At 76.3% G+C, this 26,838-nt stretch carries 22 protein-coding genes and 2 pseudogenes; 10 read left to right on the forward strand and 14 right to left on the reverse strand.

Translation table 11 applies throughout. From position 1 onward, the window contains the following. Window positions 1-5: 5 nt before the first annotated feature. The 9 genes and pseudogenes from ACTMTB_RS12635 to ACTMTB_RS12675 form a co-directional block, all read right to left on the reverse strand. Window positions 6-1,265, reverse strand: coding sequence for a DNA polymerase IV (locus ACTMTB_RS12635; protein WP_441145229.1), 1,260 nt, complete (start codon window positions 1,263-1,265; stop codon window positions 6-8). Window positions 1,266-1,303: 38 nt separating this feature from the next. After that, window positions 1,304-2,470, reverse strand: a complete 1,167-nt coding sequence (locus ACTMTB_RS12640) for an alkaline phosphatase family protein (RefSeq protein ID WP_441145231.1) — start codon at window positions 2,468-2,470, stop codon at window positions 1,304-1,306. Next, window positions 2,467-3,237, reverse strand: a complete 771-nt coding sequence (locus ACTMTB_RS12645) for a methyltransferase domain-containing protein (protein ID WP_441145233.1) — start codon at window positions 3,235-3,237, stop codon at window positions 2,467-2,469. Before ACTMTB_RS12645 ends, ACTMTB_RS12640 begins: the two co-directional genes overlap by 4 nt. A gap of 38 nt (window positions 3,238-3,275) precedes the next feature. Beyond that, window positions 3,276-3,455: a hypothetical protein gene (locus ACTMTB_RS12650; protein ID WP_088961103.1), complete on the reverse strand. Its 180-nt coding sequence runs from the start codon at window positions 3,453-3,455 to the stop codon at window positions 3,276-3,278. Window positions 3,456-3,552: 97 nt separating this feature from the next. Next, entirely contained in the window at window positions 3,553-6,948 is a 3,396-nt protein-coding gene (locus ACTMTB_RS12655; protein ID WP_441145235.1) for an error-prone DNA polymerase, read from the reverse strand. 132 nt (window positions 6,949-7,080) lie between these two features. Then, a pseudogene (locus ACTMTB_RS12660) lies at window positions 7,081-7,413 on the reverse strand (DNA polymerase Y family protein); the annotation flags it as partial. A 132-nt stretch (window positions 7,414-7,545) separates the two neighbouring features. After that, window positions 7,546-8,802: pseudogene (locus ACTMTB_RS12665) on the reverse strand (DNA polymerase Y family protein); the annotation flags it as partial. Then, the gene (locus tag ACTMTB_RS12670) at window positions 8,799-9,530 is read right to left on the reverse strand and encodes a hypothetical protein (RefSeq protein WP_441145237.1); all 732 of its coding nucleotides are present in this window, start codon (window positions 9,528-9,530) and stop codon (window positions 8,799-8,801) included. The gene ACTMTB_RS12670 and the pseudogene ACTMTB_RS12665, both read right to left, overlap by 4 nt. 94 nt (window positions 9,531-9,624) lie before the next feature. Further along, entirely contained in the window at window positions 9,625-10,074 is a 450-nt protein-coding gene (locus ACTMTB_RS12675) for an SAV_6107 family HEPN domain-containing protein (RefSeq protein ID WP_088961099.1), read from the reverse strand. 1,021 nt (window positions 10,075-11,095) lie between these two features. Here ACTMTB_RS12675 and ACTMTB_RS12680 point away from each other — a divergent pair. Genes ACTMTB_RS12680 through ACTMTB_RS12705 form a run of 6 tightly spaced genes read left to right on the forward strand, consistent with a single transcriptional unit; the run spans window position 11,096 to window position 16,364 of the window. Beyond that, a complete protein-coding gene (locus tag ACTMTB_RS12680; protein ID WP_357913360.1) occupies window positions 11,096-11,584 on the forward strand; it encodes a YbaK/EbsC family protein in 489 nt (162 codons plus the stop codon). Further along, entirely contained in the window at window positions 11,581-12,342 is a 762-nt protein-coding gene (locus ACTMTB_RS12685) for a monooxygenase (protein ID WP_441145240.1), read from the forward strand. Before ACTMTB_RS12680 ends, ACTMTB_RS12685 begins: the two co-directional genes overlap by 4 nt. After that, entirely contained in the window at window positions 12,339-12,923 is a 585-nt protein-coding gene (locus ACTMTB_RS12690; RefSeq protein ID WP_441145242.1) for a GNAT family N-acetyltransferase, read from the forward strand. The genes ACTMTB_RS12685 and ACTMTB_RS12690 overlap by 4 nt, the downstream gene beginning before the upstream one ends. Next, the gene (locus ACTMTB_RS12695) at window positions 12,923-13,738 is read left to right on the forward strand and encodes a carotenoid biosynthesis protein (RefSeq protein WP_441145905.1); all 816 of its coding nucleotides are present in this window, start codon (window positions 12,923-12,925) and stop codon (window positions 13,736-13,738) included. Before ACTMTB_RS12690 ends, ACTMTB_RS12695 begins: the two co-directional genes overlap by 1 nt. Next, complete coding sequence (locus ACTMTB_RS12700) at window positions 13,735-14,865, forward strand: glycosyltransferase (RefSeq protein WP_441145244.1); 1,131 nt, start codon at window positions 13,735-13,737, stop codon at window positions 14,863-14,865. Before ACTMTB_RS12695 ends, ACTMTB_RS12700 begins: the two co-directional genes overlap by 4 nt. An 11-nt stretch (window positions 14,866-14,876) precedes the next feature. Next, complete coding sequence (locus tag ACTMTB_RS12705) at window positions 14,877-16,364, forward strand: phytoene desaturase family protein (protein ID WP_441145246.1); 1,488 nt, start codon at window positions 14,877-14,879, stop codon at window positions 16,362-16,364. Window positions 16,365-16,371: 7 nt separating this feature from the next. Here the strand turns inward: ACTMTB_RS12705 and ACTMTB_RS12710 are convergent, their stop codons facing one another. Together ACTMTB_RS12710 and metF are read right to left on the reverse strand one after the other, a co-directional pair. Then, on the reverse strand, window positions 16,372-17,061 hold the full coding sequence (locus tag ACTMTB_RS12710; protein ID WP_441145248.1) for a CDP-alcohol phosphatidyltransferase family protein: 690 nt from the start codon (window positions 17,059-17,061) through the stop codon (window positions 16,372-16,374). A 44-nt stretch (window positions 17,062-17,105) separates the two neighbouring features. Beyond that, on the reverse strand, window positions 17,106-18,023 hold the full coding sequence (gene metF, locus ACTMTB_RS12715; protein WP_441145250.1) for a methylenetetrahydrofolate reductase [NAD(P)H]: 918 nt from the start codon (window positions 18,021-18,023) through the stop codon (window positions 17,106-17,108). A gap of 274 nt (window positions 18,024-18,297) precedes the next feature. Here metF and ACTMTB_RS12720 point away from each other — a divergent pair, with 274 nt between their 5' ends. Both ACTMTB_RS12720 and ACTMTB_RS12725 read left to right on the forward strand, forming a co-directional pair. Further along, a complete protein-coding gene (locus tag ACTMTB_RS12720; RefSeq protein WP_441145252.1) occupies window positions 18,298-19,719 on the forward strand; it encodes a helix-turn-helix domain-containing protein in 1,422 nt (473 codons plus the stop codon). 9 nt (window positions 19,720-19,728) lie between these two features. Then, window positions 19,729-20,811 (forward strand): polyprenyl synthetase family protein, encoded by a 1,083-nt coding sequence (locus ACTMTB_RS12725; RefSeq protein ID WP_441145254.1) that lies wholly within the window; start codon window positions 19,729-19,731, stop codon window positions 20,809-20,811. 109 nt (window positions 20,812-20,920) lie between these two features. Here ACTMTB_RS12725 and ACTMTB_RS12730 read toward each other — a convergent pair whose 3' ends face one another. Beyond that, window positions 20,921-21,310: an Rv2175c family DNA-binding protein gene (locus ACTMTB_RS12730; RefSeq protein ID WP_441145256.1), complete on the reverse strand. Its 390-nt coding sequence runs from the start codon at window positions 21,308-21,310 to the stop codon at window positions 20,921-20,923. Between the two features lie 143 nt (window positions 21,311-21,453). On the opposite strand from ACTMTB_RS12730, the gene pknB reads away from it, so the two are divergent. Both pknB and ACTMTB_RS12740 read left to right on the forward strand, forming a co-directional pair. Beyond that, window positions 21,454-23,436 (forward strand): Stk1 family PASTA domain-containing Ser/Thr kinase, encoded by a 1,983-nt coding sequence (pknB, locus tag ACTMTB_RS12735; protein ID WP_441145258.1) that lies wholly within the window; start codon window positions 21,454-21,456, stop codon window positions 23,434-23,436. A 2-nt stretch (window positions 23,437-23,438) separates the two neighbouring features. Then, entirely contained in the window at window positions 23,439-24,290 is an 852-nt protein-coding gene (locus ACTMTB_RS12740; protein ID WP_441145907.1) for a deoxyribonuclease IV, read from the forward strand. Window positions 24,291-24,381: 91 nt separating this feature from the next. On the opposite strand, the gene ACTMTB_RS12745 is transcribed toward ACTMTB_RS12740, so the two are convergent. Then, window positions 24,382-25,410, reverse strand: coding sequence for a threonine aldolase family protein (locus ACTMTB_RS12745; protein ID WP_441145260.1), 1,029 nt, complete (start codon window positions 25,408-25,410; stop codon window positions 24,382-24,384). Continuing rightward, a complete protein-coding gene (locus tag ACTMTB_RS12750; protein WP_280838227.1) occupies window positions 25,403-26,809 on the reverse strand; it encodes a class II 3-deoxy-7-phosphoheptulonate synthase in 1,407 nt (468 codons plus the stop codon). The genes ACTMTB_RS12745 and ACTMTB_RS12750 overlap by 8 nt, the downstream gene beginning before the upstream one ends. Between the last annotated feature and the right edge of the window lie 29 nt (window positions 26,810-26,838).

Below are 26,838 nucleotides of genomic sequence, written 5' to 3' on the forward strand. Positions count from 1 at the left end.
ACGACCTACGGCCGGGTCGGATTTTCGCCTCGACGGGTATCACGCTTGCCGAGCAGACTGGCCGGACCTATGACGGACCGCCCGAAACGGGCAGCCGCGGCGTCGGCGGCAGCTTCCGCCTCCCGCCAGCCGCGCTCGGGCGCGCCGAGGGTCAGCTGCTGTGGCGTCTCCGTCACCCCGGCCAGCCCCTCCACCCGGACGCCGACCAGTCGGACGCGCTCGGCGGGGTCGAGAACGGTGTAGAGCGCCCAGGCGGTGTCGAAGATCTCCCGGGCGGTGTCGGTGGACACGTCGAGGGTGCGGGACCGGTTGACCGTGCGGAAGTCGGCCAGCCGTACCTTGAGCGAGACCGTCCGGCCGACCTGCCCGGCCCGGCGCAGCCGGGCGCCGACCTTGTCGCTGAGGGCGAGCAGGGTGCGGCGGATCTCCACCGGGTCGGCGACGTCGGCGTCGAAGGTCGTCTCGGCGCCGATCGACTTCTCCACGTGCTCGGGGCTGACCGTGCGCGGGTCGCGCCCCGAGGCCAACTCGTGCAGGTGGCTGGCGGACGCCTCGCCGACCGCCTTGCGGAGCATGCCGTACGGCGCCTCGGCCAGGTCGCCGATGGTGTTCAGGCCCAGCCGGCGCAGCGTCTCGGCGGAGCGCTCCCCCACCCCCCAGAGCGCGCCGACCGGCAGCGGGTGCAGGAACTCCAGCACCCGGTCGGCCGGCACCACGAGCAGGCCGTCCGGCTTGGCCCGGGTGGAGCCGAGCTTGGCCACGAACTTGGTCGGGGCCACCCCGACCGAACAGGTCAGCTGCTGCTCGGCCGCCACCCGTTCGCGGATCCGGCGGGCGATCTCGGCCGGCGGCCCGAACAGTCGCCGGGCGCCGGCCACGTCGAGGAACGCCTCGTCCAGGGAGAGCGGCTCGACCAGCGGGGTGACGTCCCGGAAGATCTGCATGACCGCGCGGGAGGCGGCCGTGTACTGCGCGAAGTCGGGCGGGAGGTAGACCGCGTGCGGGCAGAGCGCCCGGGCGCGCATGGTGGGCATGGCGCTGCGGACGCCGTACCGCCGGGCCTCGTAGCTGGCGGAGCTGACCACGCCGCGTGGTCCGACGCCACCGACCACCACGGGCCGGCCGCGCAGCTCGGGGCGGCGACGCACCTCCACCGAGGCGAAGAAGGCGTCCATGTCGACGTGCAGGATGGGGCTGCCGGAGTCGTCGGCGTCCGGCCCGAAGCGCGGGTCACCGCCACGCGGCAACGACTGGCTCCGACCCATTCCCGCAGGTTAGCCCGCCGGTACGACAGCCCGACCGGTCAGCCCCGCACCACCAGCAGCGGGATGATCAGCTCCGCCGCCGTGTCCGCCCCGTGGTACGCCACCAGCCGGGACACCGCCGGCGGCTCGGAGCGGCTGGCCAGCACGGCGTACGTGCCGTGGCAGGTCACCACGACGTCGCCGACGCGTCGCAGGTGCTCCTCCGGCACCGGGCCGAACCGCCCGGCGGCCACCGCCTCCGCCCGGGTCTCCACCCGGGCGGCCGGGCCGAGCACCGCCGACCAGGCGGCCACCACGTCGCCGACGGCGCCCGGCTCGACGTGCAGGTAGCGCACCCGCGGCTCTCCGGCGACGACCCGCACCCCGGCCCGCAGCCGGGAGTCGGTGTCCAGGTCGAAGCGGTGCGCGGCGGGCACGTCGAGCTGCCCGTGGTCGGCGGTGACCAGCAGCGCGGCGTCCGGCGGCAGCCCGTCGACGAGCCGGGCGAGCAGCGCGTCCACCTCGGCGGCGGCGATCCGCCAGGGCGCGGAGTCGACGCCGGTGAGGTGCCCGTGCCGGTCCAGGTCGGGGTGGTAGCCGGAGACCAGGGTCGGCCCGGGGCCGGCGGCGAGCGCGGCGAGCATCGTCGCCGCCAGGGCGTCCACCCCGACGGCGCCCCGGTAGTCGCCGCCCCGGTTGGCGGCCAGGGTCAACCCGCTGCCGGCGAACTCCGGGCGGCTGACCACGGTCACCGCGACACCGGCCGCCCGGGCCCGCTCCCACTGGGTACGGACCGGCTGCCAGGTCAGCGGCTCCGGGTCACCGGCCCACTCGATGTGGTTGAGCACCCGGTCGGTACCGGGCACCCGGACGGTGAAGCCGAGCACGCCGTGCGGCCCGGGCGCGACGCCCGCGCCGAAGCTCACCAGGCTGGTCGGGGTGGTGGAGGGAAAACCCGAGGTCAGCGTCCGACCGACGGTGGCGGCGAGCCCGGCCAGGGTCGGTGCGTACGGCGCGGCCGTCGGGATCTGGTACCAGCCGAGCCCGTCGACCAGGAGCACGGCGATCCGCCGCACCCCGGCCAGCCGGGGAGTGAGCCCGAGCAGGTCGACCGCGCCGGGTACGCCGAGCACCGCCAGCGCGCTGGGCACCACGTCGGCGAGGCTGCCGCCGCCGTAGCGGGGCGCCACGACGTCCAGCGGATCGGGCGGTGCGGCGGGGGTCATGCCGGCCGGCGGGCGAACAGGTGCAGCTGGGCGGCGAGGTCCCGGTACGGCGACCGGGCGGCGAGGGCCCGTTCCAGCTCGACCAGGCTGCCCGGCTGGCCGTCGGCCACGGCGGCGGGGAGCAGGTCGGCGAGGACGCGTACCCCGTGGATCTCCTCGACGGTGAGCCCGGCGGCGCGCAGCAGCGTGGCGGCGCCGTCGGCGTCGAAGCGCCGGCGCAGGGTGTCGCGCGGCCCGGCGGAGCCGTCCGGGGCGGCGGCGAGCGCGGCGGCGACGTCCAGGTGGCCGTTCATCGCCCGGGCCAGCACGGCGGCGGCCCGGCCGGCGACCAGCACGCTGGCCGCGCCCCCCGGTCGCAGCGCGGCGGCCAGCGCGCTGACCACCGGCGTCGGGTCGTCGACCACCTCCAGCACGGAGTGGCAGAGCACCAGGTCGGCGCTGGCCGGTTCGACCAGCCCGGCCAGGGCGTCGCCGTCGCCCTGCACGGCGCGTACCCGGGCCGCGACCCCGGCCTCGGCGGCCCGGCGGGTCAGCGCGGCGAGCGCGTCGGGGCTGGCGTCGACGACGGTGACCCGGTGCCCGGCCTGGGCGAGCGGGACGGCGAAGCCGCCGGTCCCACCGCCGACGTCGAGCACGGTCAGCTCGGCGCCGGCACGTCGGTCCAGCTCGGCGGCGAGGACCGACCAGATGACAGCGGTACGGGGGGTCAACGGCGGCCCGGTGAACCGGCCTCGGGTGGTCTGCTCCACCCGGTTGAGCCTAGTCACCCGCGCCACCGGACCCCCCGCAGGCGGTACCGCGCTGGTCAGGACTCGCCGCCGGCGGCGGGGTCCTCCTCCGCGCGGGACCGGTTCGCGTTGGCCACCGGGCCGTCGTGCACCTGGTACTCGCGCGTCTCCACGTCCTGCGCCGGCGCCCATCCGGCCGCGAGCCGGGTGCGCCGGGCGTTCGCCACGCCGCCGGTGTGCATGCTGTTCGACGTCATCGCGTCTTCCCCCTTGCCGCGAGCGGGCCACTCTGCCCGCACGTGCCGGAAGTCTCCCGCCTGGCGTCCGAGGAAACCGTAATGTGGATCACTGGAATCAGCGGAAATCCCGGGACGCCGGGGTGACCGGTGGCTCGATGGCGTCCAGCCGGTCCGCGGTGAGGCTGGTGACTCCCTCGTGCCGCTGCAACCGGCCTCGCACCACCAACGCCGCGCTGGTGCGGGCGATCCGACGGTAGCGCTGCCACAGCCCCGGGGAGCAAGTGACATTGAGCATCCCCGTCTCGTCCTCCAGGTTGAGGAAGGTGACCCCGCCGGCGGTCGCCGGCCGCTGCCGGTGGGTGACGATCCCGCCGACCCGGATCCGCCGGCCCGGCTCCACCCGGCCGAGCCGGGCGATCGGCACCGCGCCGAGGGCGTCGAGCCGGTCGCGGATGAACCGGGCCGGGTGGCTCTCCGGGGACAGCCCGGTCGCCCAGACGTCGGCGACCAGCCGGTCCACCGCCTCCATCCCGGGCAGGGTGGGCGCGGCCGTCCCGGTCACCGTGCCGGGCAGCCGCCCCGGCCGGTCCTGGGCCGCCGCGCCGGCGGCCCAGAGCGCCTGCCGCCGGGTCAGCCCGAAGCAGGCGAAGGCGTCCGCGGTGGCCAGCGCCTCCAGCTGCGCGGCGGTGAGCCCGACCCGCCGGGACAGATCCGGCATGTCCCGGTACGGCCCGTGCGCCGCCCGCTCCGCCTCGATCCGCTCGGCCACGTCCTCGCCGAGGGTACGCACGCTGCCGAGCCCGAGCCGGACCGCCGGACCGCCCAGCCCCCAGGCGTGCGGCGGCTCCCCCGGCTGGCTCCCCCACCGAGTCTCCGGCGTCGACTCCAGCACCGCCTTGGCCCCGCTGGCGTTGATGTCCGGCCGGCGTACCTCCACGCCGTGCCGGCGGGCGTCGTCGACCAGGGTCTGCGGCGAGTAGAAGCCCATCGGCTGGGCGTTGAGCAGCGCGGCCAGGAACGGCCCCGGGTGGTAGCGCTTGAGCCAGGAGCTGGCGTAGACCAGGTAGGCGAAGCTCATCGCGTGGCTCTCCGGGAAGCCGTAGCTGGCGAAGGCGGTGAGCTTGCGGTAGACGTCGTCGGCCAGCTCGCCGGTGATGCCCCGCTCGGCCATCCCGGCGTAGAGCTGGTCGGCGATCTGCGCCATCCGCTCCACCGAGCGCTTGGACCCCATCGCCCGGCGCAGCTGGTCGGCCCCGGCCGCGTCGAAGCCGGCCAGGTCGATCGCGAGCTGCATGAGCTGCTCCTGGAACAGCGGCACGCCGAGGGTCTTCTCCAGCGCGTTGCGCATCAGCGGGTGCGCGAAGGTCACCGGCTCCTGGCCGTTCTTGCGCCGGATGTACGGGTGCACCGAGCCGCCCTGGATCGGGCCGGGCCGGATCAGCGCCACCTCGACCACCAGGTCGTAGAACTCGCGGGGCTTGAGCCGGGGCAGGGTGGCCATCTGGGCGCGGCTCTCCACCTGGAACACCCCGACCGAGTCGGCCCGGCAGAGCATGTCGTAGACCTCGGGGTCGTCCAGCGTCATGTCGCCCAGGTCGAGGGTCATCCCGATCATGTCGTAGCCGTAGTGCAGCGCGGAGAGCATGCCCAGGCCGAGCAGGTCGAACTTGACCAGGCCGACGGCGGCGCAGTCGTCCTTGTCCCACTGGAGCACGCTGCGGCCGGGCATCCGGCCCCACTCCACCGGGCACACCTCGATCACCGGCCGGTCGCAGATCACCATGCCGCCGGAGTGGATGCCCAGGTGCCGGGGGAAGGTCTGCAGCTCGTTGGCGTACGCGACCACCTGCTCGGGGATGTCCTCGACGTCGACCGACGCCACCGAGCCCCACCGGTCGATCTGCTTGCTCCAGGCGTCCTGCTGGCCGGGTGAGAAGCCGAACGCCTTGGCCACGTCCCGCACCGCCGAGCGGGGCCGGTACGAGATGACGTTGGCGACCTGCGCGGTGTGCTCCCGGCCGTACCGGGTGTAGACGTGCTGGATCACCTCCTCCCGGCGGTCGGACTCGATGTCCACGTCGATGTCGGGCGGGCCGTCGCGTTCCGGGGCGAGGAAGCGCTCGAAGAGCAGCCGGTGCCGGACCGCGTCCACGTTGGTGATCCGCAGCGCGTAGCAGACCGCCGAGTTCGCCGCCGAGCCCCGACCCTGGCAGTAGATGTCCTGCTCACGGCAGAACGTGACGATGTCGTAGACCACCAGGAAGTAGCCGGGGAAGCCCAGCTCCTCGATCATCTTCAGCTCGTGCTCCAGTTGCCCGTACGCCTCCGGGTGCGCCTCGGGCGGGCCGTAGCGTTCCCGGGCGCCCTGCATCGTCAGGTGGCGCAGCCAGCTCATCTCGGTGTGCCCCGGCGGCACCGGGTACGCCGGCAGCTGCGGCGCGACGAGCTGGAGGTCGAAGGCGAGTTCGGCACCGAACTCCGCGGCCCGGGCCACCGAGCCCGGGTACGCGGCGAACCGCGCCGCCATCTCCGCGCCGCTGCGCAGGTGGGCGGTGGCGGCGGCGGGCAGCCAGCCGTCGATCTCGTCCAGGCTGCGCCGGGCCCGGACGGCGGCCAGGGTGGTGGCGAGCCGGCGCCGGGCCGGGGTCGCGTAGTGCACGTTGTTGGTGGCCACCGTGGGCAGCCCGGCGGCGGCGGCCAGCTCGGCGAGGGCGTCGTTGCGGTCGGCGTCGACCGGGTGGCCGTGGTCGGTCAGCTCCACCGCCACCGTCTCGGCGCCGAAGAGGGCGGTGAGCCGGTCCAGCTCGCGGGCCGCCGCGTCGACGCCCTCGGTGAGCAGCGCGCCCGGCACGTGCCCCTTGCGGCAGCCGGTCAGCACCAGCACGTGGTCGCGCAGCTCGGCGGCGGCCTCCTCCAGCTCGCCGTAGACCGGGCGGCCCTTCTCCCCGCCGCGCAGCTGGGCGCGGGCGATGGTGGTGGCCAGCCGGGCGTACCCCTCGTGGCCGTGGGCGAGCACCAGCAGGTGGGCGCCGTGCGGGTCGGGCTCGCCGTTCTGCGGGCCCGGCAGCCCGAGGGAGAGTTCGGCGCCGAAGATCGTCGGCAGGTGCAGCGCACGGGCCGCCTCGGCGAAGCGGACCACGCCGTAGAAGCCGTCGTGGTCGGTGACGGCGAGCGCGGTGAGCCCCAGCCGGGCGGCCTCCTCGGCCAACTCCTCGGGATGGCTGGCGCCGTCGAGGAAGCTGAAGTTGGTGTGCGCGTGCAGCTCGGCGTAGGGCACCGTGCCGTCCGGGTGGGGCAGCTCGGGCGCCTCGTACTGCTGGCGCTTGCGGCTCCAGGCCGGGGCGTCGCCGCCGTCGGCGTCGACCGCGAGCGGGTCGACCACGTGCAGGTGCCGCTCCTCGCGCGACCGGCCACCCCGCGGCCTCCCGCCGCCGCCCGACCCGCCGTCGGGTCGCCCGGAGAGCACCCGCTCCAGCTCTGACCAGGGCAGCTTGGGGTTGTGGAAGCTCATCCGGCCGCCCCCGCGGGCGACCGGGTCCCGACGGCCGGCTCCACCGGGGCAGCCGCCCCCGACCCGGAGCGGACCGACCGGTCGGGCGCGCCAGCTCCGCAAGGGAACCGCCCCGGACCGGACGGGACCGGCTCAGTCATAGATCGCCTCCACCAGCCACTGGCCGGCCTCCACCGCCAGCAGCAGGGCGGCGCCGTCGGCCAGGCAGACCTGGAACCGGGCCAGGCGCCGGGCCTCGGCCGGCGCCCACCAGCGCTCGTCCACGGGCCACGGGCCGGCCCAGCCGACGATCTCGACCGGTCGGGCCGTGCCGACGGCCAGCCGGGCCGGCGCGGCGCTCACCGCCAGGCGCGCGCTGACCACGACCGGCTCGCCGGCGGCGTCGTGCACGGTCGCGGCGAGCGGGGTGGGCAGCACCACGGCCGGTGCGGGCGGCGGCAGCCGGCCCGGCCACGGCGGGACGGCGCTCCCCCCGCCGGCCAGACCGCCGCCAGCGCCACCGGCAGCGCCGCCGCCAGCGCCACCGGCAGAGCCACCGGCGACCCGGCCGGTGCCCGTGGCCCGACCCCCACCGGCGGCCCGGTCGGTGCCGAGGGCCGGCTCGCCGGGCAGCGGGGGTGGGCCGGGGCGGGCGGGGAGCCGTTCGTCGCCCCAGGGGACCAGGTGGGTCTGGTCGGCCGGGGAACGACCGCCGCCGAGCACGGCGGTGACCACCGACTCCGGGCCGAGGATGCCCTGCACCCGGCTCAACGCCCGATGCGCCCGCTCCCGCTCCTCGCCGGTCTCCCCCCACAGGCCGGGTTGCAGCCCCGCCTGGGCCAGCACCCCGTCGGGGACCAGCCGCAGCCGGACGATCCCGGCGGTCGGCCGGGCCGGGCGGGCGCCGGCCCGGCCGGTGCTGCCGGAAAGCCAGCCGTCGAGCTGCCAACGGACCCGGTCGGCGATGGCCGCGGCGGTGAGCAGGCCGTCGTGCCGCCAGACCCGGTGCAGCTCCTGGCCGTGCGCGGTGACCGCCTCGATGCCGAGCCGGGTGCAGGCCAGCCCGTGCGCGGCGAGCCGGTCGTGCAGCCGCTCGGCGAGCGCGCGGGCGGCGAAGGCGGCCGCGTCGACCCGGTCGAGCGGCTCGTCGTGGTCGGCGGTCACCGCCAGGTCGACCGGGGGCTGCCGGACGGCCAGCGGGCGGTCGTCCCGCCCGGCGGCGAGCCGGTGGGCCAGCGCCCCGTCGAGGCCGAACCGGGCCAGCACGTCGCCGGCGGGCAGCGCCGCGAAGTCGCCGAGGGTACGCACGCCGAGCCGGCGCAGCAGGTCGGCCAGCGCGGGACGGCCGAGCGCCTCGACCGGCAACCCGGTCAGGAACTCCGGCGTCCCGCCCGGCGGTACGACCCGGCCGGCGCGCGCGGCCAGCCCGGCGGCGAAGACCCCGTCGGCGATGCCGACCTGACTCTCCACCGCGCAGGCCTGGGCCACCTGCTCGACGATCCGTTCGGCGGCCGCCTCCTCGCCGCCGAGGTAGCGGCTGGGACCCCGGGCGGCCACCGCGCAGGCACCGGGGCGTACCACCTCGACGCCGGCGACGACCTCCTCGACGGCGGCGACCACCGGTTCGAAGGCGCGGGCGTCCCGCCCCGGGTCGTGGTCGACGACGGTCAGCTGCGGGCAGCGCCCCTGCGCCTCTCGCCGGCGCAGGCCCCGCCGCACCCCCTCGGCGCGGGCCTGCTCGGAGCAGGCCACCACCCGGTTGGCGTGCAGCACGGCGACCGGGCCGGTGGCGGGCACCCCGTCGACGATCTCGGCGGCGATGACCGGCCAGTCCGGACACCAGAGCAGCAGGGTGCGCACCGGCGTGCCGGTCACGCGGACCCGACCACGGTGAGCGCGCCACGCCGGGGGCGGCCGACGCCGTCCGCGACCGCCGGCCGGGGGATGACCCGGGTGAGCCCGTCGCCGGGCAGCCAGACCTTGATCTCCTTGGGCCGGGCGGCCGCCCCGCGCCCGCGCGCCGACACGGTCACCTCGCGGCGGCGCAGCCGGCCCCGGCCCGACCCCAGCCCCTCCCAGACCCCGCGGACCACCTGGAGGGTGACGTCCGCGCCGTCCCACCGGCCGTACGGGACGAGCACGCTGCCGCGCTGCCGGGCCCGGGCGGCGAGCCGGTTGGCGACCGAGACGGAGACGGTCTGCGGCACGGCGGTCACCACCACGTCGACCCCGTCGATCAGCGCCGCCACGACGGTGGGCCACTCCGGGCCGGGGTCGGGCACCAGGGCGAGCCGGTCCAGCGCGATCCCGATCTCGGCGGCCGCGCCGGCCCCGAAGGTCGGCACCCCGACCACCGCGCACCAGGAGCCGGCCCGGGACGCCTCGGCGAGCAGCGCCAGGACCAGGGAGGTGCCGCCGCTGCGTCGGGGTTGGCCGGCGGAGACCGCGATCGTGCTGCCCCGGCGCAGCCCGCGGTTGGGCAGCAGGCCGGTCAGCTCGGGCGCCACCGGGAGCACCCGGTGGCCGCCGGCCGGATCCGGCGCGCTCGCCGGGCGCACCAGATCGGCCAGTGCGGCGGAACCGACCACCATGCGGCCCGCCATGGGACCAACCCCCCGTCGTGTTTCTGCTGGATCAGGTGTCGCTGTCGGATGGACGCCGGATGTGCCCGGCGGGGGAACCCGGGCGGGTGCCGGGTCAGGCGGCGAGGCCGTCGAGGGTCGGTTGGTGGGCCAGGCCGAGGGCGGTCTCCACCACCGAGACGAACTGCTCGGCGGCCCGGAGCAGGTCGTCGGCCTCCCGGGCGCTCACCACGCGGGGTATCCCCGCCTCGGCGGCGGCCCGCTTGCCGGCGCCGGCGGCGAAGTAGGCGGACCACTCGTCGAGCTCGGGGGCGACCGTGGAGAGCAGGACCCAGACGCTGGTGATCCGGTGGCGGCGGGCGGGCGCGGGGCGGGCGCGGGCGGCGAGCAGGGCCGCGGCCGCGCGCAGCGCGGCGAGGTGGGCGGCGGCGTAGCGCAGCCCGTCGGGGCGGGTCTGGGCGGCCTCGCTGAGCCCGATCCGGGCCACCGCGAGGAGCTGGGCCGGGGTGCGGTGCGGCAGCACGTGCGCGGGCACCGTCGGTGCCTGGGCCGGGTTGGTCGGCATGACTGTCTCCTCCGCGTGACCGGGGCGGGCGCGGCGCGCGGCGGAAGGATCCGTCGGCGGGCGCCCGGAGCGGGTGGTGCGGAGGAAGACGCACCGGATGGGGGCCGGCCGGGTGTGGACGCTTCCCCACACCACACCCGGCCGGCGAACCGGCGGGTTCGTCGTCCGCCGCCCGGGGGTCGTGGGCGGCGGACGACGATCCTGCCTTGACGGGACCGGGCTCGCGACTGCCCGGAACCCGGTGCGGTCCGCGAAACCGCACCTCTCCCGGAAGCCGGAGCCGCGAAACACCGCTCCCGGGTGTTGGAACGGGCGTACGACTCAATCGAACACTCGTTCTAACTGCTCTGACAGTACACCCTCCCTCCGACGAAAACGCAACGTGTGGCGCCCGGCGGGTACGCCACCGCCGCGCTCGTCCGGGGCGCGGACGCGCGGGACCGGCTGGCCACCCTGGACGGGCACGAGACGCTGGTGGTCGACGCCGCCGGCAGGGTGGCACCACCACCACCGCCGGCTGGCCGGGGCGGGGCCGGCACGCGCGATCGGCTGGCCGGGGCGATAGGGACTCACGGTGGGTCACGATCGGCCTCGACCCCGGCGTCGTTACCGTGCGTGACAGCTTCGTCCGGTGTGGCACCGACCCGCCCGGCGTCCCGCCGGCCCGTCTCGTCGTTGACCAGGGCGGGCGCCCGAAGACCGCCAGGGGCGGCACCAGCTCTCGCGCCCCCTTTGCTCTGCTGCCGCCGACGCAACAGTGACACCGCGTGCCTGTCGCGTCCGGGGCAGCAGAGCAAAGGACGAACGGGGGGTGCGGCCTGCCGGAAGCCCGGGTGACGCCGTGTGACGGTGACCGGGTCGTCGTCGCCCGCCGCCCCGACACCCACCACATCGGCCGGACCGGCCGGACCGGCCGGACCGGCCGGCTCCACCGGGTGCCGCCCGCCGCGCACGGCACCCGCCACGCCGACCGGACCCAACCGGCTCCACCGGGCCGGGGCGTACCGGGAAGAATGGGGGCATGCAGCCACACCCGAACGTGCAGGCGGTGCAGGCGGCCCTGGACGGCGCGGGCGCGCGTGACAGCGCGGGCGCGCCCAGCCTGGTCCGTCTGCTGCCCGAGGCGGTCCACACCGCGGCCGCGGCCGCCGCGGCGCTCGGCGTCGACGCCGGCGCCATCGCCAACTCGCTGGTCTTCGAGGCCGACGGCGAGCCCCTGCTGGTGCTGACCTCCGGCGCGCACCGGGTGGACACCGCCGAGCTGGCCGCCCGGCTGGGGGTCACCCGGCTGCGCCGGGCCACCCCGGAGTTCGTCCGGGAACACACCGGCCAGGTGATCGGCGGGGTCGCCCCGGTGGGCCACCCGCGCCCGCTGCGCACCCTGGTCGACACCGCTCTGCAGGAGTACGCCGAGATCTGGGCGGCCGGCGGGGTGCCCCAGGCGGTCTTCCCCAGCACGTACGCGGACCTGCTGCGGATCACCGCCGGCACCCCGACCGAGGTGGCGTGAGCGAGCCCGGTGGGGCGACTGCCGGCGACACGGTTCCCGAGCTGGTCACCCTGCACGTGTGGCGGATCTCCCGGGCCGCGCTGCCCCGGGCGCTCACCCGGATGGCGCTCGACCCGCGCCGGCTGCGCGCCACCCCCGGCGTACGGTTCGGCAAGCTGCTCGGCACCGGGACCGGCACCGGCTTCGGGCCCGGCGACGCCGACCTGACCCGGTGGGCGGGGCTGATCGTCTGGGACTCCCCCGACGCCGCCGACGGCTTCGACGCCTCCCCGGTCGGCCGGGCCTGGGCCCGGATCGCCCGGGCCGCCGTCCGGGTCGACCTGCGCCCGGTGAGCAGCCGGGGCGAGTGGTCCGGCCGGCGCCCGTTCGGCGACCCGCCCGGCGGCCGGGTCGGCGGACCGGTGCTGGCGCTCACCCGGGCCCGGCTGCGGCCCCGCCGGGCGGCCACCTTCTGGACGGCGATCCCCCCGGTGGCCGCCGCGCTGCACGCCGCGCCCGGGCTGCTCGCCCGGTTCGGCGTCGGCGAGGCCCCGCTGGGCTGGCAGGGCACGGTCAGCGTGTGGCGTGATCCCGCAGACCTCGTGGCGTTCGCGTACCGTCACCCGGAGCACCGCGCCGCGATCAGCCGCACCCCCACCGAGGGGTGGTACGCGGAGGAGCTCTTCGCGCGGTTCGAGGTGCGCGACGTGGTCGGCGACCGGACGGTGCTGGGGTGGGTCGCCGACGGCGACGCGGCAACGGTGAAGGGACACGCATGAGGTTGGTGCGGTGGACGCCGGACGATCTCGTCCGGCGGCTGGACGACGTGGTCGCCGTCTACGGGGAGGCGATGAACTACCGCACCGACCTGCTGGAGGCCCGCCGCGGCTACATCGCCACCCACGTGCGCCGCCCCGGCTTCCGCGCCGTCGCCAGCCTCACCACTGACGGCCGGCTGGCCGGCTTCGGGTACGGCTACCTGGGCGCGCCCGGGCAGTGGTGGCACGACCAGGTGCACCGGGCACTGGACCCGGAGGCCCGCCGGCGCTGGCTGACCGACTGCTTCGAGGTGGTGGAGCTGCACGTCCGGCCACCGGCGCAGGGGCACGGCCTGGGCACCCGACAGTTGACCGCCCTGCTCACGCTCGCCGAGGGCGCCACCACCCTGCTGTCCACCCCTGAAGCCGACGAGCAGACCTCGCGCGCCTGGCGGCTGTACCGGCGGTTCGGCTTCGTCGACGTGTTGCGGCACTTCCAATTCCCCGGCGACGAGCGGCCCTTCGGCGTGCTCGGCCGGGACCTGCCGCTGGCCGTGGCCGACCCGGCCGCCACAGTGCGGTCCGGCCCGGCCGCGCCGTGATCCGACGGCGAGCCCCCTGGGCGTTGCTGACTGTCCTCGTCCTCGCCCAGATCTGCTACCCGCTCACCACCGGCACGACCCGGGCCCGGCTGACCGTGGCCACCGTGCTGCTGGGCTACCTGCTCGCGGTCGGCCACGCCCTGCTGCACCGCGGCCCGCGTACGGCGGGGGCGCTGGTCGCGGTGGCCACCGGCGGCGGCTTCGCAATCGAGGCCCTGGGGGTCGCCACCGGCTTTCCGTTCGGCAGCTACGACTACTCCGGCGAACTCGGTCCGAAGCTGGCCGGGGTCCCGCTGATCATCCCGCTGGCCTGGACCTGGATGGCGTGGCCCGCCTGGCTGGCCGCCGTCCGGCTGACCTCGTCCGGGCCCGGGCGGATCGCGCTGGCCGCCGTCGGGCTGGCCGCCTGGGACCTCTTCCTCGACCCGCAGATGGTGGCCGAGGGCTACTGGGTGTGGCGCGACGCCGACCCGGCCCTGCCCGGGCTGCCCGGCATCCCGGTCAGCAACTACCTGGGCTGGCTGCTCTTCGCGGTGCTGCTGATGAGCGCGCTGCGCCCGCTGGCCGGGCCGTCCGTCGCGGTCACCGACTCCCGGGACGACCCGATGTTCGCGCTCTACCTGTGGACGTACTTCTCCAGCGTGCTGGCCCACGCGGTCTTCCTCGACCTGCCCGCCTCGGCGGCCTGGGGCGCGGCCGGCATGGCGGTGGCGGCGGTGCCGCTGGCGGTGACGCTGGTCCGCGCCGGCCGGCACGGCGACGACCGGCGGGCACCCCGCCGACCGGCGCGTCCCGGCGTCGACGCCACCGCATGAGCGCGGCGGTCCTCGCCCTGGTCCTCGCGCTCGCCGCGTTGACCGCGCACACCGGGGTCAACGCGGGCCGCTGGCTGCGCCGCCCCGCCGGCGGGCCGGTCGAGGTCACCGAGCCGGTGGCGGTGCTGCTGCCGCTGCGCGACGAGGCGGCCCGGCTCACGCCCTGCCTGCGGTCGCTGCTCGCCCAGCGGGGGGTGCCGCGGCTGCGGATCGTGGTGCTGGACGACGGGTCCACCGACGGGACCGCCGACGTGGTCCGCGCCGTGGCCGGCGACGATCCCCGGGTCACCCTGCTCACCGGGGTCACCACGCCACCGGGCTGGCTGGGCAAGCCGCACGCCTGCCACCAGCTCGCCGGCCGGGCCGATCCGACCGCCACCGCGCTGGTGTTCGTCGACGCCGACGTGGTGCTCACCCCGTACGCGGTCGCGGCGGCGGTCACCGAGCTGCGCGCCGCCGGGGCGACGCTGCTGTCGCCGTACCCCCGGATCGTGGTGCGGACGGCGGCCGACCGGCTGGTGCAGCCGCTGTTGCAGTGGTTGTGGCTGACCTTCCTGCCGCTGCGCGCGATGGAACGCTCGCCGCGGCCGTCGCTGGCCGCCGCCGGCGGGCAGTTCCTGGTGGTGGACCGGGCCGGCTACGACCGGGCCGGCGGGCACGCCGCGGTGGCCGACAAGGTGCTGGAGGACATCGAGCTGGCCCGGGCGGTCAAGCGTTCCGGCGGGCGGATCGCCCTCGCCGACGGCTCCCGGTTGGCCGCCTGCCGGATGTACGAGGACTGGCCGCAGTTGCGCGACGGCTACACCAAGTCGCTCTGGGCCTCCTTCGGTCACCCGGCCGCGGCGGCGGTCGTGGTGGCTCTGCTGCTCCTGCTCTACACCGCTCCCCCGCTGGTCGCCGTCGCGGCTCTGGTTGCCGGCGCGCCGTTGTCGGCCGCGCTCGCCACCGGCGGCTACCTGCTCGGGGTCGCCGGGCGGGTGCTCAGCGCCCGGGCCACCGGTGGGCGGGCCTGGCCCGACGCGCTGGCACACCCCGTGTCGGTCGTGGTCCTCGGTTGGCTGACTTTGCGGTCGTACCATCTGCGGAAGCGGCGACGTCTGTCCTGGCGGGGCCGCCCGGTCAGCTAGGAGGACGCGGCATGGCGCGGATCGTGGTCGTCGGCGCCGGGGTGGGCGGCCTGGCCGCCGCCGCCCGGTTGGCCGTCACCGGGCACGAGGTCACCGTCTTCGAAAGCGCCGACACCGTCGGCGGCAAGCTCGGCCGGTACGCGCACCACACCCCGGCCGGCTCGTTCCACTTCGACACCGGCCCCAGCCTGTTCACCCTGCCCCAGGTCTTCCACGATCTGTTCGGGGCCACCGGGGCCAAGCTCGACGAGTACCTCGACCTGGTGCCGCTGGACCCGATCGTGCGGCACGTCTTCCCCGGCGGCGGGCCGGCGCTGGACTCCTGCGCCGACCCGGCCGAGTTCGCCGCCCGGATCGGCGCGGCCCTCGGCGACCGGGCGGCCGCCGACTGGCAACGGCTGTGGCGCCGGGCCGCCCGGGTCTGGGAAGCCTCGCACCGGGACATCCTGCGCCGGGCCGTCGGCTCGCCGCGCGACCTCGCCGCGCTGGCCTGGCGGCTGGGCGACCTGGCCGCCATCGGTCCCGGCCGCAGCCTGCGCGGGCTGGGCCGGTCGCAGCTGTCCGACCCGCGGCTGCGGATGCTGCTCGACCGGTACGCCACCTACACCGGCGCCGACCCGCGCCGCGCCCCGGCCGCGCTGGTCGCCGTCCCCTACGCCGAGCTGACCTTCGGCGGCTGGTACCTGCGCGGCGGGCTGGGCACCCTGGCCGACGCGCTGCTGTCGCGCTGCCTGGACCTCGGCGTGGTCGTGCAGACCGGTGCCACGGTCACCCGGATCGACGCCGCGGGCGGCCGGGTGCACGGGGTACGCCTCGCCGGCGCCGCCGCGCCCGTCCCCGCCGACGTGGTGGTGGCCAACACCGACGCGCTCACCCTCTACCGGGACCTGCTGCCCAGCCCGCGCCGGCTGGCCGGGCTGACCGACCGCAGCCTGGCCGGCTTCGTGCTGCTGCTCGGGGTACGCGGCGACTCCGGGCTGGCCCACCACAACGTGTTCTTCCCGCGCGACCACGACGCCGAGTTCGACGCGGTCTTCGGCGACCCGGGGCGGGGCGTACGGGCGCGACCGGCGGTCGACCCGACCGTCTTCGTCACCGTCGCCGACGACCCGATGGTCCGCCCGGACGGGCACGAGTCGTGGTTCGTGCTGGTCAACGCCGCCCGCCACGGCACCGCCGCGGGGGCGGTGGACTGGCGCCGGCCGGGGCTGGCCGAGGCGTACGCCGACCGGATCCTCGACGTGCTCGCCGAGCGGGGCGTCGACGTCCGGGACCGGCTGGTGTTCCGGGAGGTGCGTACCCCGGCCGACCTGGACGCGGCGACCGGCGCGCCGGGCGGCACGATCTACGGCACCGCGGGCGGGCTGCTGCGCCCGGCCAACCGGGGCCCGGCCCACGGGCTCTGGCTGGTCGGCGGCTCCAGCCACCCCGGCGGCGGCCTGCCGATGGTGGCCCTCTCCGCGCAGATCGTCGCCGAGGAGATCGGCCCGGCCTGGTAGGCCGCCGTCAGCCGGCGTCGACGAGGGCGCGGCGCACGGTCGACAGCAGCTGTCCCAGGCCGAACCCGGCCAGCAGCACCCAGACCGCGGTGGCCATGGTGATGGTGCCGGCGGCCAGGTCCGGGTCGATCAGGCCGGTCAGGCCGGCCAGCAGCAGCCCCACCAGGGCCACGCAGACCCGCGTCGGGCGCTCCCCCACGGTCACCGCGCCGATGTCGCGCATCCCGGCGGCGACCGCGCGGGCCCGCACGTACTCGTGCAGCCAGGACAGCGCGCCGCCGGCGACGACCAGCGCTCCCGGCGCGCCGACCAGCCAGAACGCGGCCAGCCAGGCGACCTCACCGAGCCGGTCGGCGAGCGAGTCGTAGACGTAGCCGAGGCGGGTGGTCCGGTTGGTGGCCACCGCCACCGCCCCGTCGACACTGTCCGCCACCGAGGCGAGCAGCACGAACAGCGCGCCCACGATCGGCCCGTTGACCGACCGTACGGAGAACAGCGGCACGCAGAGGCAGAGCAGCACGCCGGCGACGGTCACCGCGGTCGGGGTGATCCGGAGCCGGCCCAGGATGTATCCCACGTGGTAGGCGAAGCGCAGCCAGGCCCGGACCACCGGCGCGGCGGCACGCGGGTCGAAACCGCCGTGCAACCGTGCCCAGGCGGTGGCGTAGTCGTCCCACTTCAGCTGTGTGCCCACCATCGGTCAACCGTCGTGGCGTGGTTCAGGTGGCGGGGTGCCCGCGTTCACACCCGGGCGCCGGCCTGGAGACTGCGCCAGACCTCCCGCGTCGCGGTGGACCGGTTGAGGGTGATGAAGTGGATCCCCGGCACCCCCTCGTCCAGCAGCCTGGCGCACATCTCGCTGGCCTGCTCGATGCCGAGCCGGCGCACCGCCTCCGGGTCGTCGGCCACCCGCTCGAAGCGCTCGGCGAGGGCGGGCGGGAACGGCGCCCCGGACAGCTGCACGGACCGCTCGATGGTGCCGATCTGGGTCACCGGCATCACGCCGGCCAGGATCGGGGTGTCGCAGCCGGCGGCGGCGACCCGGTCCCGCAGCCGCAGGTAGTCGTCGGCGTCGAAGAACATCTGGGTGATCGCGAACTCGGCGCCGGCCCGGCACTTGCGGACGAAGTGCGCGGTGTCGCTGGCCACGTCCGTCGAGCGCGGGTGCTTGTACGGGAAGGCGGCCACGCCGACGCTGAAGTCCCCGGCGTCGCGGACCAGCCGGACCAGTTCCTCGGCGTAGAGCACGCCCTCGGGGTGGCGGACCCACTCGCCGCCCGGGTCGCCGGGCGGGTCGCCGCGCACGGCGAGCACGTTGCGCACCCCGACGCCGGCCAGCCGGCCGATGACGTTGCGCAGCTCGGCGACCGAGTGGTTGACCGCGGTCAGGTGGGCCATCGGCAGCAGAGTGGTCTCGGTGGCGATCCGCTCGGTCACCGCCACCGTGGTGTCCCGGGTCGACCCGCCCGCGCCGTAGGTGATGGACACGAACGAGGGACGCAGCGACTCCAGCTCCCGGATGGCCTGCCAGAGCAGCCGCTCGCCCTCGGACGTCTTGGGCGGGAAGAACTCGAAGGAGAAGGTCGGCTGGCGCTCACGGATCAGCTCCCCGATCGCCGGCTGGGGATTGGGGAGGACGGAGGGAAGACCGAGCGCCACGACCCGACTCTAGCGGGCGGCGGCCCGCCGACCCACGATCTTCCCATCGCGGCATCGACGACGGTCTCCGAATGCCGGCGGGCCGCTCGGTACGGCGACGCACGGCGGGTCCGACGCGACGTCGTACCCCCGGGGTAGGAAGGAGCCAGCGCGGGTGGCGCCGGTCGGGGCCGGCGCCCGGGGGCACGCGCGGGGGTCAGCACCGACCGACGGCGCGCCGTCCCGTCCCGCGGGGCGGCCGGCGTCGCCGCGCCGACGCCCGACCGGAGGACCGATGACCCCGCCCGACCCGCGCCTGCTCGGGCCGCTGATCGCCCAGCTGCGGCTGGCCCGCGGCTGGAGCCAGCAGCGGCTCGCCACCGAGCTCTGCGCCGCCTCCGGCGCGGCCACCGTGACCCGGCACGAGATCTCCCGCTGGGAGCGCCAGGCCCGGGTGCCGGGCGACCGCTGGCTGCGCCGGCTCGCCCTCGTGCTCGACGCGCCGGCCGGGCTGCTGGTCGAGGCCGCCGGGCGCAGCCGGCACCACGGCCCGGTGGGCGCGGGCGGGTCCCGGTCCCGGTCGGCCCTGCTCGCACTGGCCCAACGCTGGGTGGCCGACCCGCACGCTCCGCTGCTGGTCGCGCCGGCGGCGCACCGGTCCGCCCCGGCGGGCGCACCCGGCCGGTCCGCCCCGGCGGGCGCACCCGGCCGGTCCGACCCGGGCGGGCCGGCCGGCCCCGGCGAGCTGGCCGAGCTGCGCCGGCTCGACGACCTCACCGGCGGCGCCGACCTGGCCCCGGCCGCGGCGTACCGGCTGCGGCGGGCGGCCCGGGCGCTGGCCGGGGCGGGTCCGGCCGAGCGGCGGCGGCTGCTGCCGGTACTGGCCGAGACGGCCCAGCTCGCCGGGTGGCTGCACGCCGACGCCGGCGACCCCACCGCCGGGCTCGACGCCTACCGGCTCGGCCTGCGGGCCGCCGCGGCGGCCGGTGACCCGGCGCTCGCCGGGCACGTGCTCGGGTCGGCCAGCCATCTGCTGGCCGGGGCCGGCGACCCGGAGGGCGCGCTGCTGCTGGCCCGCACCGCGTACGCGGGGGCCCGGCGGTCGGCCGGTCCGGGGCTGCGGGCGCTGCTGCTGCACCGGGCGGCGCTGGCGGCCGCGCTGGGCGGGCGGGCCCGGGCCGCCCGGCAGGCCCTGGACGCGGCGCGGCGGACGGCCGGCGCGGTCGAGCCGGGTGCCGAGCCGGCCTGGCTCTACTGGCTCGACGACACCGAGCTGGCGGCGATGACGGGCCGCGCCCTGGTCGCGCTCGGCCGACCCCGGCCGGCCCTGCCGCTGCTGCGCGCCGCCCGGCGCGGTGGCCGGCCCCGCCGGGCGGCGGTCTACGGCGGCTGGCTGGCCCGCGGCCTGCTCCAGCTCGGCGAGGTGGAGCAGGCCTGCGCGGTGGCCGGGGCCGCGCTGCTGGACGCGGTCCGCGCCGGGTCGGCGCGGGCCGCGACCCCGCTGGTCGAGCTGGAGCGGCGGCTGGCCGCGCACCGCACCGAGCCGGCGGTACGCCGCTACGCCGCGCTGCTCGCCGACGCCCGCGGCTTCCTGCCCCGCGGCCCGGTCACCGCCCCCTCCCGACCGCCCGCGCCCGGGCGGCGGGGCGGCACGGCGGGCGTGGCGGGCGCGACGCGCCGGCCCGGTGGGGGGACGCGGCCAACCCCGACCGGCTAGCGTCGGTACGTGACCCACGCTGCTCCCGTCTCCCCCGTCGACCGCGCCGGTCTGCGTCAGCGCGTCGACAAGGCCCTGGCCGAGTTCCTGGCCAACCAGCGCACCTGGATGACCGGCGTCGACGACGCGCTGGTGCCCGTCGCCGAGGCGATCGAGGCGTTCGTGCTGGGCGGCGGCAAGCGGCTGCGCCCGGCGTTCGGCTACTGGGGGTACCGGGGCGCTGGCGGGGTCGACTCCGACCACGTGGTGACCGCGCTGGCGGCGTTGGAGTTCGTGCAGGCCAGCGCCCTGATCCACGACGACCTGATGGACCGCTCCGACACCCGTCGCGGCGAGCCGGCGGTGCACCGGCGGTTCGCCGCCCGGCACCGGGCGGCCGGCTGGGGCGGCGACCCGGACGGGTTCGGCGACGCGGCGGCGATCCTCCTCGGCGACCTCTGCCTGGTCTGGTCGGACGAACTGCTGCACTCCGCCGGCCTGGATCCGCGGACGGTGGCCCGGGCCCGGCCGGTCTTCGACGAGATGCGCACCGAGGTCACCGTCGGGCAGTACCTGGACGTGCTGACCCAGGTCACCGGGGACACCTCGCTGGAGCGGGCCGGCAAGGTCGCCCGGTACAAGTCGGCCAAGTACACGGTCGAGCGGCCGCTGCTGCTCGGCGCCGCGCTGGCCGAGGCGTCGGCGGACGTACGGGCGGCGTACTCGGCGTACGGGCTGCCGCTGGGCGAGGCGTTCCAGCTCCGCGACGACGTGCTGGGGGTCTTCGGTGACCCGGCGCAGACGGGTAAGCCGGCCGGCGACGACCTGCGCGAGGGCAAGCGCACCTACCTGGTGGCGGCGGCCGTGGAGGCGACCGACGACGCCGGTCGGGAGCTGCTGCTCGGCCAGTTGGGCGATCCTGGGCTGGACGAGGCCGGAGTGACGCGGCTGCGGGAGCTGATCAGCGCCAGCGGCGCGCTGGCCCGTACCGAGCAGCGGATCGTCACCCTCACCGACGCCGCGCTGGCCGCGCTGACCACGGTCGACCTCGACACCGAGGCCCGCCAGGCCCTGGTCGACCTCGCCATCGCCGCCACCCGCCGCGCCGACTGACCCCCTGCCCCCTCCCCCTGCCAGAGTTGATCATGAAGTTGTCGCCCCGACACACCGGTGCCGGTGGCAACAACTTCATGGTCAACGGGGCGTTGGGACCCGGGGAGGGTCAGAAGCCGAGGGCCTGGGCGCGGCGTTTGACCTCGCGGGCGTGGTCGCCGCCGAGGGTGGCCGCGGCGGTGCCGCCGGAGAGGGTGTCGTCGGGCTCGTAGAGCCAGCGCAGGGCGGCCTCGTCGTCGTAGCCGGCGTCGGCCAGCAGGTTCAGGACGCCGGGCAGGTGCTTGAGCGCCGTCTTGTTCGCCACCAGGTCGACGGGAATCCGGCGGACGCCGTCGCGGCGGACGGCGATCAACTCCCGGTCACGGATCATCTGGTGGACCTTGCTGATCGACAGCTCGAGGCGCTCGGCCACCTCGGGCAGGGTCAGCCAGGCGGCCGGGTCGGACGGGCCGGCGAGAGCGGCGCCGGAAGCCTGGTCGGCGGGTACGGAATCGGTCACCCGACCACCCTGCCACGTCGCCCCGACCCGGGCGCAACGGCACCCCGGGTGGCCTGCGACAGCACGGCGGGACGGACCGGATCGTGTCCCGGCTGTAGCATCCTGTTCAACCTTCACCCTCCGGACACATAGACTGCCTGCCGATGGACACACAGGTCGCCGACACGTTGCTGGGCTCGCTGCTCGACGGGCGTTACCGCATTCGCGGGCGCGTCGCGCGCGGCGGGATGGCGACCGTGTACACCGCCACCGACGAGCGCCTGGAGCGCACCGTGGCGGTCAAGATCATTCACCCGACCCAGGCGCCGGAGGCCCGCGGCCGGACGGCCGGGTTCATGGCGCGGTTCACCGACGAGGCGAAGACGATCGCCCGGTTGACCCACCCGAACGTGGTGGCGGTCTACGACCAGGGCACCCACGGCGGGCTGCCGTACCTGGTGATGGAGTACGTCCGGGGTCGCACCCTGCGCGACGTGCTGGCCGAACGGCGCCGCCTCAACCCGGACGAGGCGCTGGCGATCATGGAGCAGATGCTCGCCGCGATCGCCGCCGCGCACCGGGCCGGGCTGGTCCACCGGGACGTGAAGCCGGAGAACGTGCTGGTCGCCGAGGCGCCCACCGGCGGCGTGGCGAACCTCGTCGACAGCGTGGTGAAGGTCGCCGACTTCGGCCTGGCCCGCGCGGTCGAGGCCAGCGCCGAGGAGGAGAACGGCAACCAGCTCATGGCGACCGTCGCGTACGTGGCGCCGGAGCTGGTCACCGACGGGCACGCCGATCCGCGCACCGACGTCTACTCGGCCGGCATCGTGCTGTTCGAGATGCTCACCGGGCGGGTCCCGTACGACGGGGACCGGCCGGTGGACGTCGCCTGGCAGCACGTCGACCGGGACGTACCGGCCCCGTCGACCCTGGTACCCGCGCTGCCCAAGGCACTCGACGACCTGGTGGCGCGGGCCACCCGGCGCGACCCCGGCGCCCGCCCGACCGACGCCGGCGCCCTGCTGGCCGAGGTGCAGGTGGCCCGGGACGACCTGGGCAACCCGAACACGCACACCGCCGTGCTGCGCCCGGTGGGCGACGAGACCTCGGCGGTGGCGCAGCCGACCATGGTCGTGGCGGCGGTCCACCCGGTCCAGCGGCCCGCCTGGGCACGGCTGCCCGAGGGGGGCCAGCAGCGGCCGCACCGCCGTCGGGCCGCCCCGGAGTCGGACCTCGGGGCCCGGTTCGCGGCGCTGCGCACCCGCCTGATGGGCAGCCCACGCGGCCGACTCTCGGTCGCCGCCGCGGTGGTGGCGCTCGGCCTGCTCGCCGCGCTGGGCGGCTGGTGGGTCGGGGTGGGGCGCTACACGGTCGCCCCGGAACTGGTGAGCCTGAGCAAGGCCGAGGCGCAGGCGCAGGCGGACCGGGCCGGTTTCACCCTGGTCTACGCCGAGCCCCGCTACGACGAGAAGACCCCCCGGGACAGTGTCGTGGCGCAGGATCCGGTCTCGGCCGCCAGGATCCTCAAGGGTGGCACCATCACGCTCACCCTGTCGCTGGGCCCGGAGCGGTTCCCGGTGCCGGACGTGGTGGGCAAGGAGTTCGAGCTCGCCGAGGTGGATCTGACCAGCGCGAAGCTGCTGGTGGCCAAGGGCACCCCCCGCTACGACGACAATCTGCCGGCCGGGGTGGTGCTGGAGACCAACCCGAAGGTCGGCGCCGAGGTGAAGCCGGGCACGAAGATCACCCTCATCCTGAGCAAGGGCCGGGCGCCGATCTCGGTGCCGAACCTGCTCGGCAAGAACGTCAACGAGGCGCGGGCCGCGCTGGCCCAGCTCGGCTTGGTGCCGGTGGAGACGTACAAGGACTCGGACAAGCCGAAGGACGAGATCCTCGGGCAGAGCCCGGCCAACGGCGCCGGAGTCGAGAAGGGCGCCCAGGTCCGGCTCGAGGTCAGCAAGGGTCCGGCCCAGGTGATCATGCCCCGGGTGGTCGACCTGCCGTGCCCGCAGGCCAAGCAGCAGCTGGAGAGCCAGGGCTTCCCGGTGACGGTGCAGTTCAACCCGAACGGAATCGTCCGGTTCCAGAACCCGCCCGAGAACTCCCCGGTGCCGCCGGCCACGCCGGTCACCATCGGGTGCCTGTGACCATGCGACCCGTCGGCTCGCACACCCCCACCTCGGGCGGACTGGCCCGGGCGGCCCTGCCGTACGTCGACGCGGCCGGCTCCGAGGTGGTGCAGGTCTACGTCTCCAACTCGCGCGGCTGGGCGCTGCCGGCCGGCGACCCGGCCCAGGACGCGCTGTTCCGGGACGGCTGCGCCGAGCGGGACGTCCCGGTCTTCATCCACGCCTCACTGCTGGTGAACCTCGGCTCCCCGACGCCGGCGACGGTCCAGCGGTCGGCGGAGACCCTGGCGCACGCGCTGCGCCGGGGCCGGGCGATCGGCGCCCGGGGCGTGGTGTTCCACGCGGGCAGCGCGGTCGACGCGGGGCACGCCGAGGCCGCCATGCGGCAGGTCCGCGAGACGCTGCTGCCGTTGCTGGACGAGGCGGCGGCCGCGGGCGGGCCGATGCTGCTGGTCGAGCCGAGCGCGGGCGGGGGCCGCTCGCTGGCCTCGCGGGTCGAGCAGCTGGGCCCCTACCTGGACGCGGTGGACCGGCACCCCGGGCTCGGGGTCTGCTTCGACACCTGCCACGCCTGGGCCGCCGGGCACGACCTGGCCGCCGAGGGCGGCATGACGGCGACCCTGGACACCCTGGTGGCGACCGTCGGGGCGGACCGGCTGCGGCTGGTGCACGCCAACGACTCCAAGGACCTGTGCGGTTCCACCCGGGACCGGCACGAGAACATCGGCAAGGGCAGCATCGGCGAGCCCGCGTTCGCCGAACTGATGGCCCACCCGGCCACCGCCGGCGTCCCCGTGGTGGTGGAGACCCCCACCGAGAAGCACGAGGGCCACGCCGCCGACATCGCCACCCTCAAACGCCTCCACCCCTGACCCACCCCCGCGGCCCCGCGGCCCCGCTCGGGCGGGCGAACGCGGCCGAGCCCCGGGCCGGGTCGGCGCGGGGCTCGGGTGCGGAGGTGGGTCAGGCGCGCAGCAGGCGGGTGAGGATCTCCACCGCGCGGTCGATCCCGGCGTCGTCGACGTCCATGTGGGTGACCAGGCGAGCGGTGCGCGGGCCGAGCACCGAGACCAGCAGGCCCTCGGCACGGGCGGCGGTGGCCAGGGCCTTCGCGTCCAGCGGGTGCTTGGTCAGGTCCAGCGGGACCAGGTTGGTCCGGACCGGCGCGGTGAGCACCCCGAACGGGGCGACCGCCTCGGCCAGCCGGGCGGCCTTGGCGTGGTCCTCGGCGAGCCGGGTGACGTGGTGGGCCAGCGCGTACCGGCCGGCGGCGGCGAGGACGCCGACCTGCCGCATGCCGCCGCCCATCCGCTTGCGGATGAACCGGGCCCGGTCGATCTTCTCGGCGCTGCCCAGCACCAGCGAGCCGACCGGGGCGCCGAGGCCCTTGGACAGGCAGACCGACAGCGTGTCGAAGAGCGTGCCGTACTCGGCCAGCGGCACCCCGTCGGCGACGTGCGCGTGCCAGATCCGGGCTCCGTCGCAGTGCAGCGCCAGCCCGTGGTCGTCGGCGACCCGGCGCAGCTCGCGCAGGGTGGTCAGCGGGATCACCCCGCCGCCGCCCCGGTTGTGGGTCTGCTCGACGGCGATCGCCCGGGTGGGCACCGCGAAGTACCCGTCGGGCCGCACCATGCCGGCGACCACGTCCGGGTCGATGTCCGCGCCGACCGCCGGCCAGGTCCGCGAGGAGATCCCGCCGTACGCGGCGGCGGCGCCGATCTCGTACGTGACGACGTGCGCGTCGGCGTCGCAGAGCAGCTCGTCACCGGGGGGCACGACGAGCTGGAGGGCGATCTGGTTGGCCATCGAGCCGGTCGGGGCGAACAGCGCCGCCTCGTGCCCGAAGAGCGCGGCGACCTCGGCCTCCAGCGCGGCGACTGTCGGGTCCTCGCCGTAGACGTCGTCGCCGACCTCGGCGGTGGCCATCGCCTCCCGCATCCCGGCGGTGGGCCGGGTCACCGTGTCGGACCGCAGGTCGATGAACTCAGCCACGCAGCATCTCCGCCACCAGGAAGGCCAGCTCCAGCGACTGCTGGGTGTTCAGTCGCGGGTCGCAGGCGGTTTCGTACCGATCGGGCAGGTCGAGGTCCTCGATGCCCTGGGCGCCGCCGAGGCACTCGGTGACGTCCTCGCCGGTCAGCTCCACGTGCAGGCCGCCCGGGTGGGTCTCCAGGCCGCGGTGCACCTCGAAGTAGCCGAGCACCTCGTCGACGATCCGGTCGAAGTGTCGGGTCTTGTAGCCGTTGGACGACTCGTGGGTGTTGCCGTGCATCGGGTCGCACTGCCAGACGACCTTGGCGCCGGCGGCGGTCACCTTGGCCACGATCGGCGGCAGCGCGTCGCGGACCTTGTGGTTGCCCATCCGGCTGATCAGGGTGAGCCGGCCGGGGACGTTGTCCGGGTTGAGCTTCTCGCAGAGCTCGATGGCCTCGTCCGGCGTGGTGGTCGGGCCGAGCTTGACGCCGATCGGGTTGGCGATCCGGGAGATGAAGTCGATGTGCGCCCCGTCGAGCTGCCGGGTCCGCTCGCCGATCCAGAGGAAGTGCCCGGACAGGCCGTACGCCCGGCGGTCGGAGACCCGGGTGAGCGCCCGGTCGTACTCCAGGGCCAGGGCCTCGTGGGAGCAGTAGAGGGTGACGGTACGCAGCGCCTCGTCCTCGGTCATCCCGCAGGCGCGGATGAAGGCCAGCGCCCGGTCGATCTCCCGGGCGATCGCCTCGTAGCGCTCGCCGGCCGGCGAGTTCTTGACGAAGCCCTTGTTCCAGTCGTGCACGGCGTGCAGGTCGGCCAGCCCGCCGGCCAGGTACGCGCGGAGCATGTTCATCGCGGCGGCCGAGTTCGCGTACGCCCGGATCATGCGCTGCGGGTCGGCGATCCGCGCCTCCGGCGTGGCCTCCAGCGCGTTGATCATGTCCCCGCGGTACGCGGGCAGCCCACGGGCGTCGGTCGGCAGGGACCGGGGCTTGGTGTACTGGCCGGCGACCCGGGCGACCTTGACCACCGGCAGCGAGGCGCCGTAGGTCAGCACGATCGCCATCTGGAGCAGGGTGCGGGCGTTGGCCAGCAGGTGGCTCTCGGTGTTGTCGGCGAAGGTCTCGGCGCAGTCGCCGCCCTGGAGCAGGAACGCCTTGCCCTCGCAGACCAGCGCGAGGCGCTGCCGGAGCTGGTCGACCTCGTAGGGCGCGACCACCGAGGGTACGACGTCGAGCACCTTGCACACCTCGGCCACCTGCGCCGGGTCGGGCCAGGGCGGGGTCTGTTCCCGGGGCAGGTCCCGCCAGCGGTCCAGGCCGAGGGCCGCGTCCTCGGCGGAGTCGACGGTGGGTCGGCTGGTCTGCAGCCCGGGGCTGCTCACGGCGGGGTAGCTCAGCTGATGCCACTCATGGCGCATGAGGGAAAGCGTACGGCGACGGTCGGGGT

Source organism: Micromonospora sp. L32 (assembly GCF_052068055.1).
In the GTDB taxonomy this organism is placed as follows: domain Bacteria; phylum Actinomycetota; class Actinomycetes; order Mycobacteriales; family Micromonosporaceae; genus Micromonospora; species Micromonospora purpureochromogenes.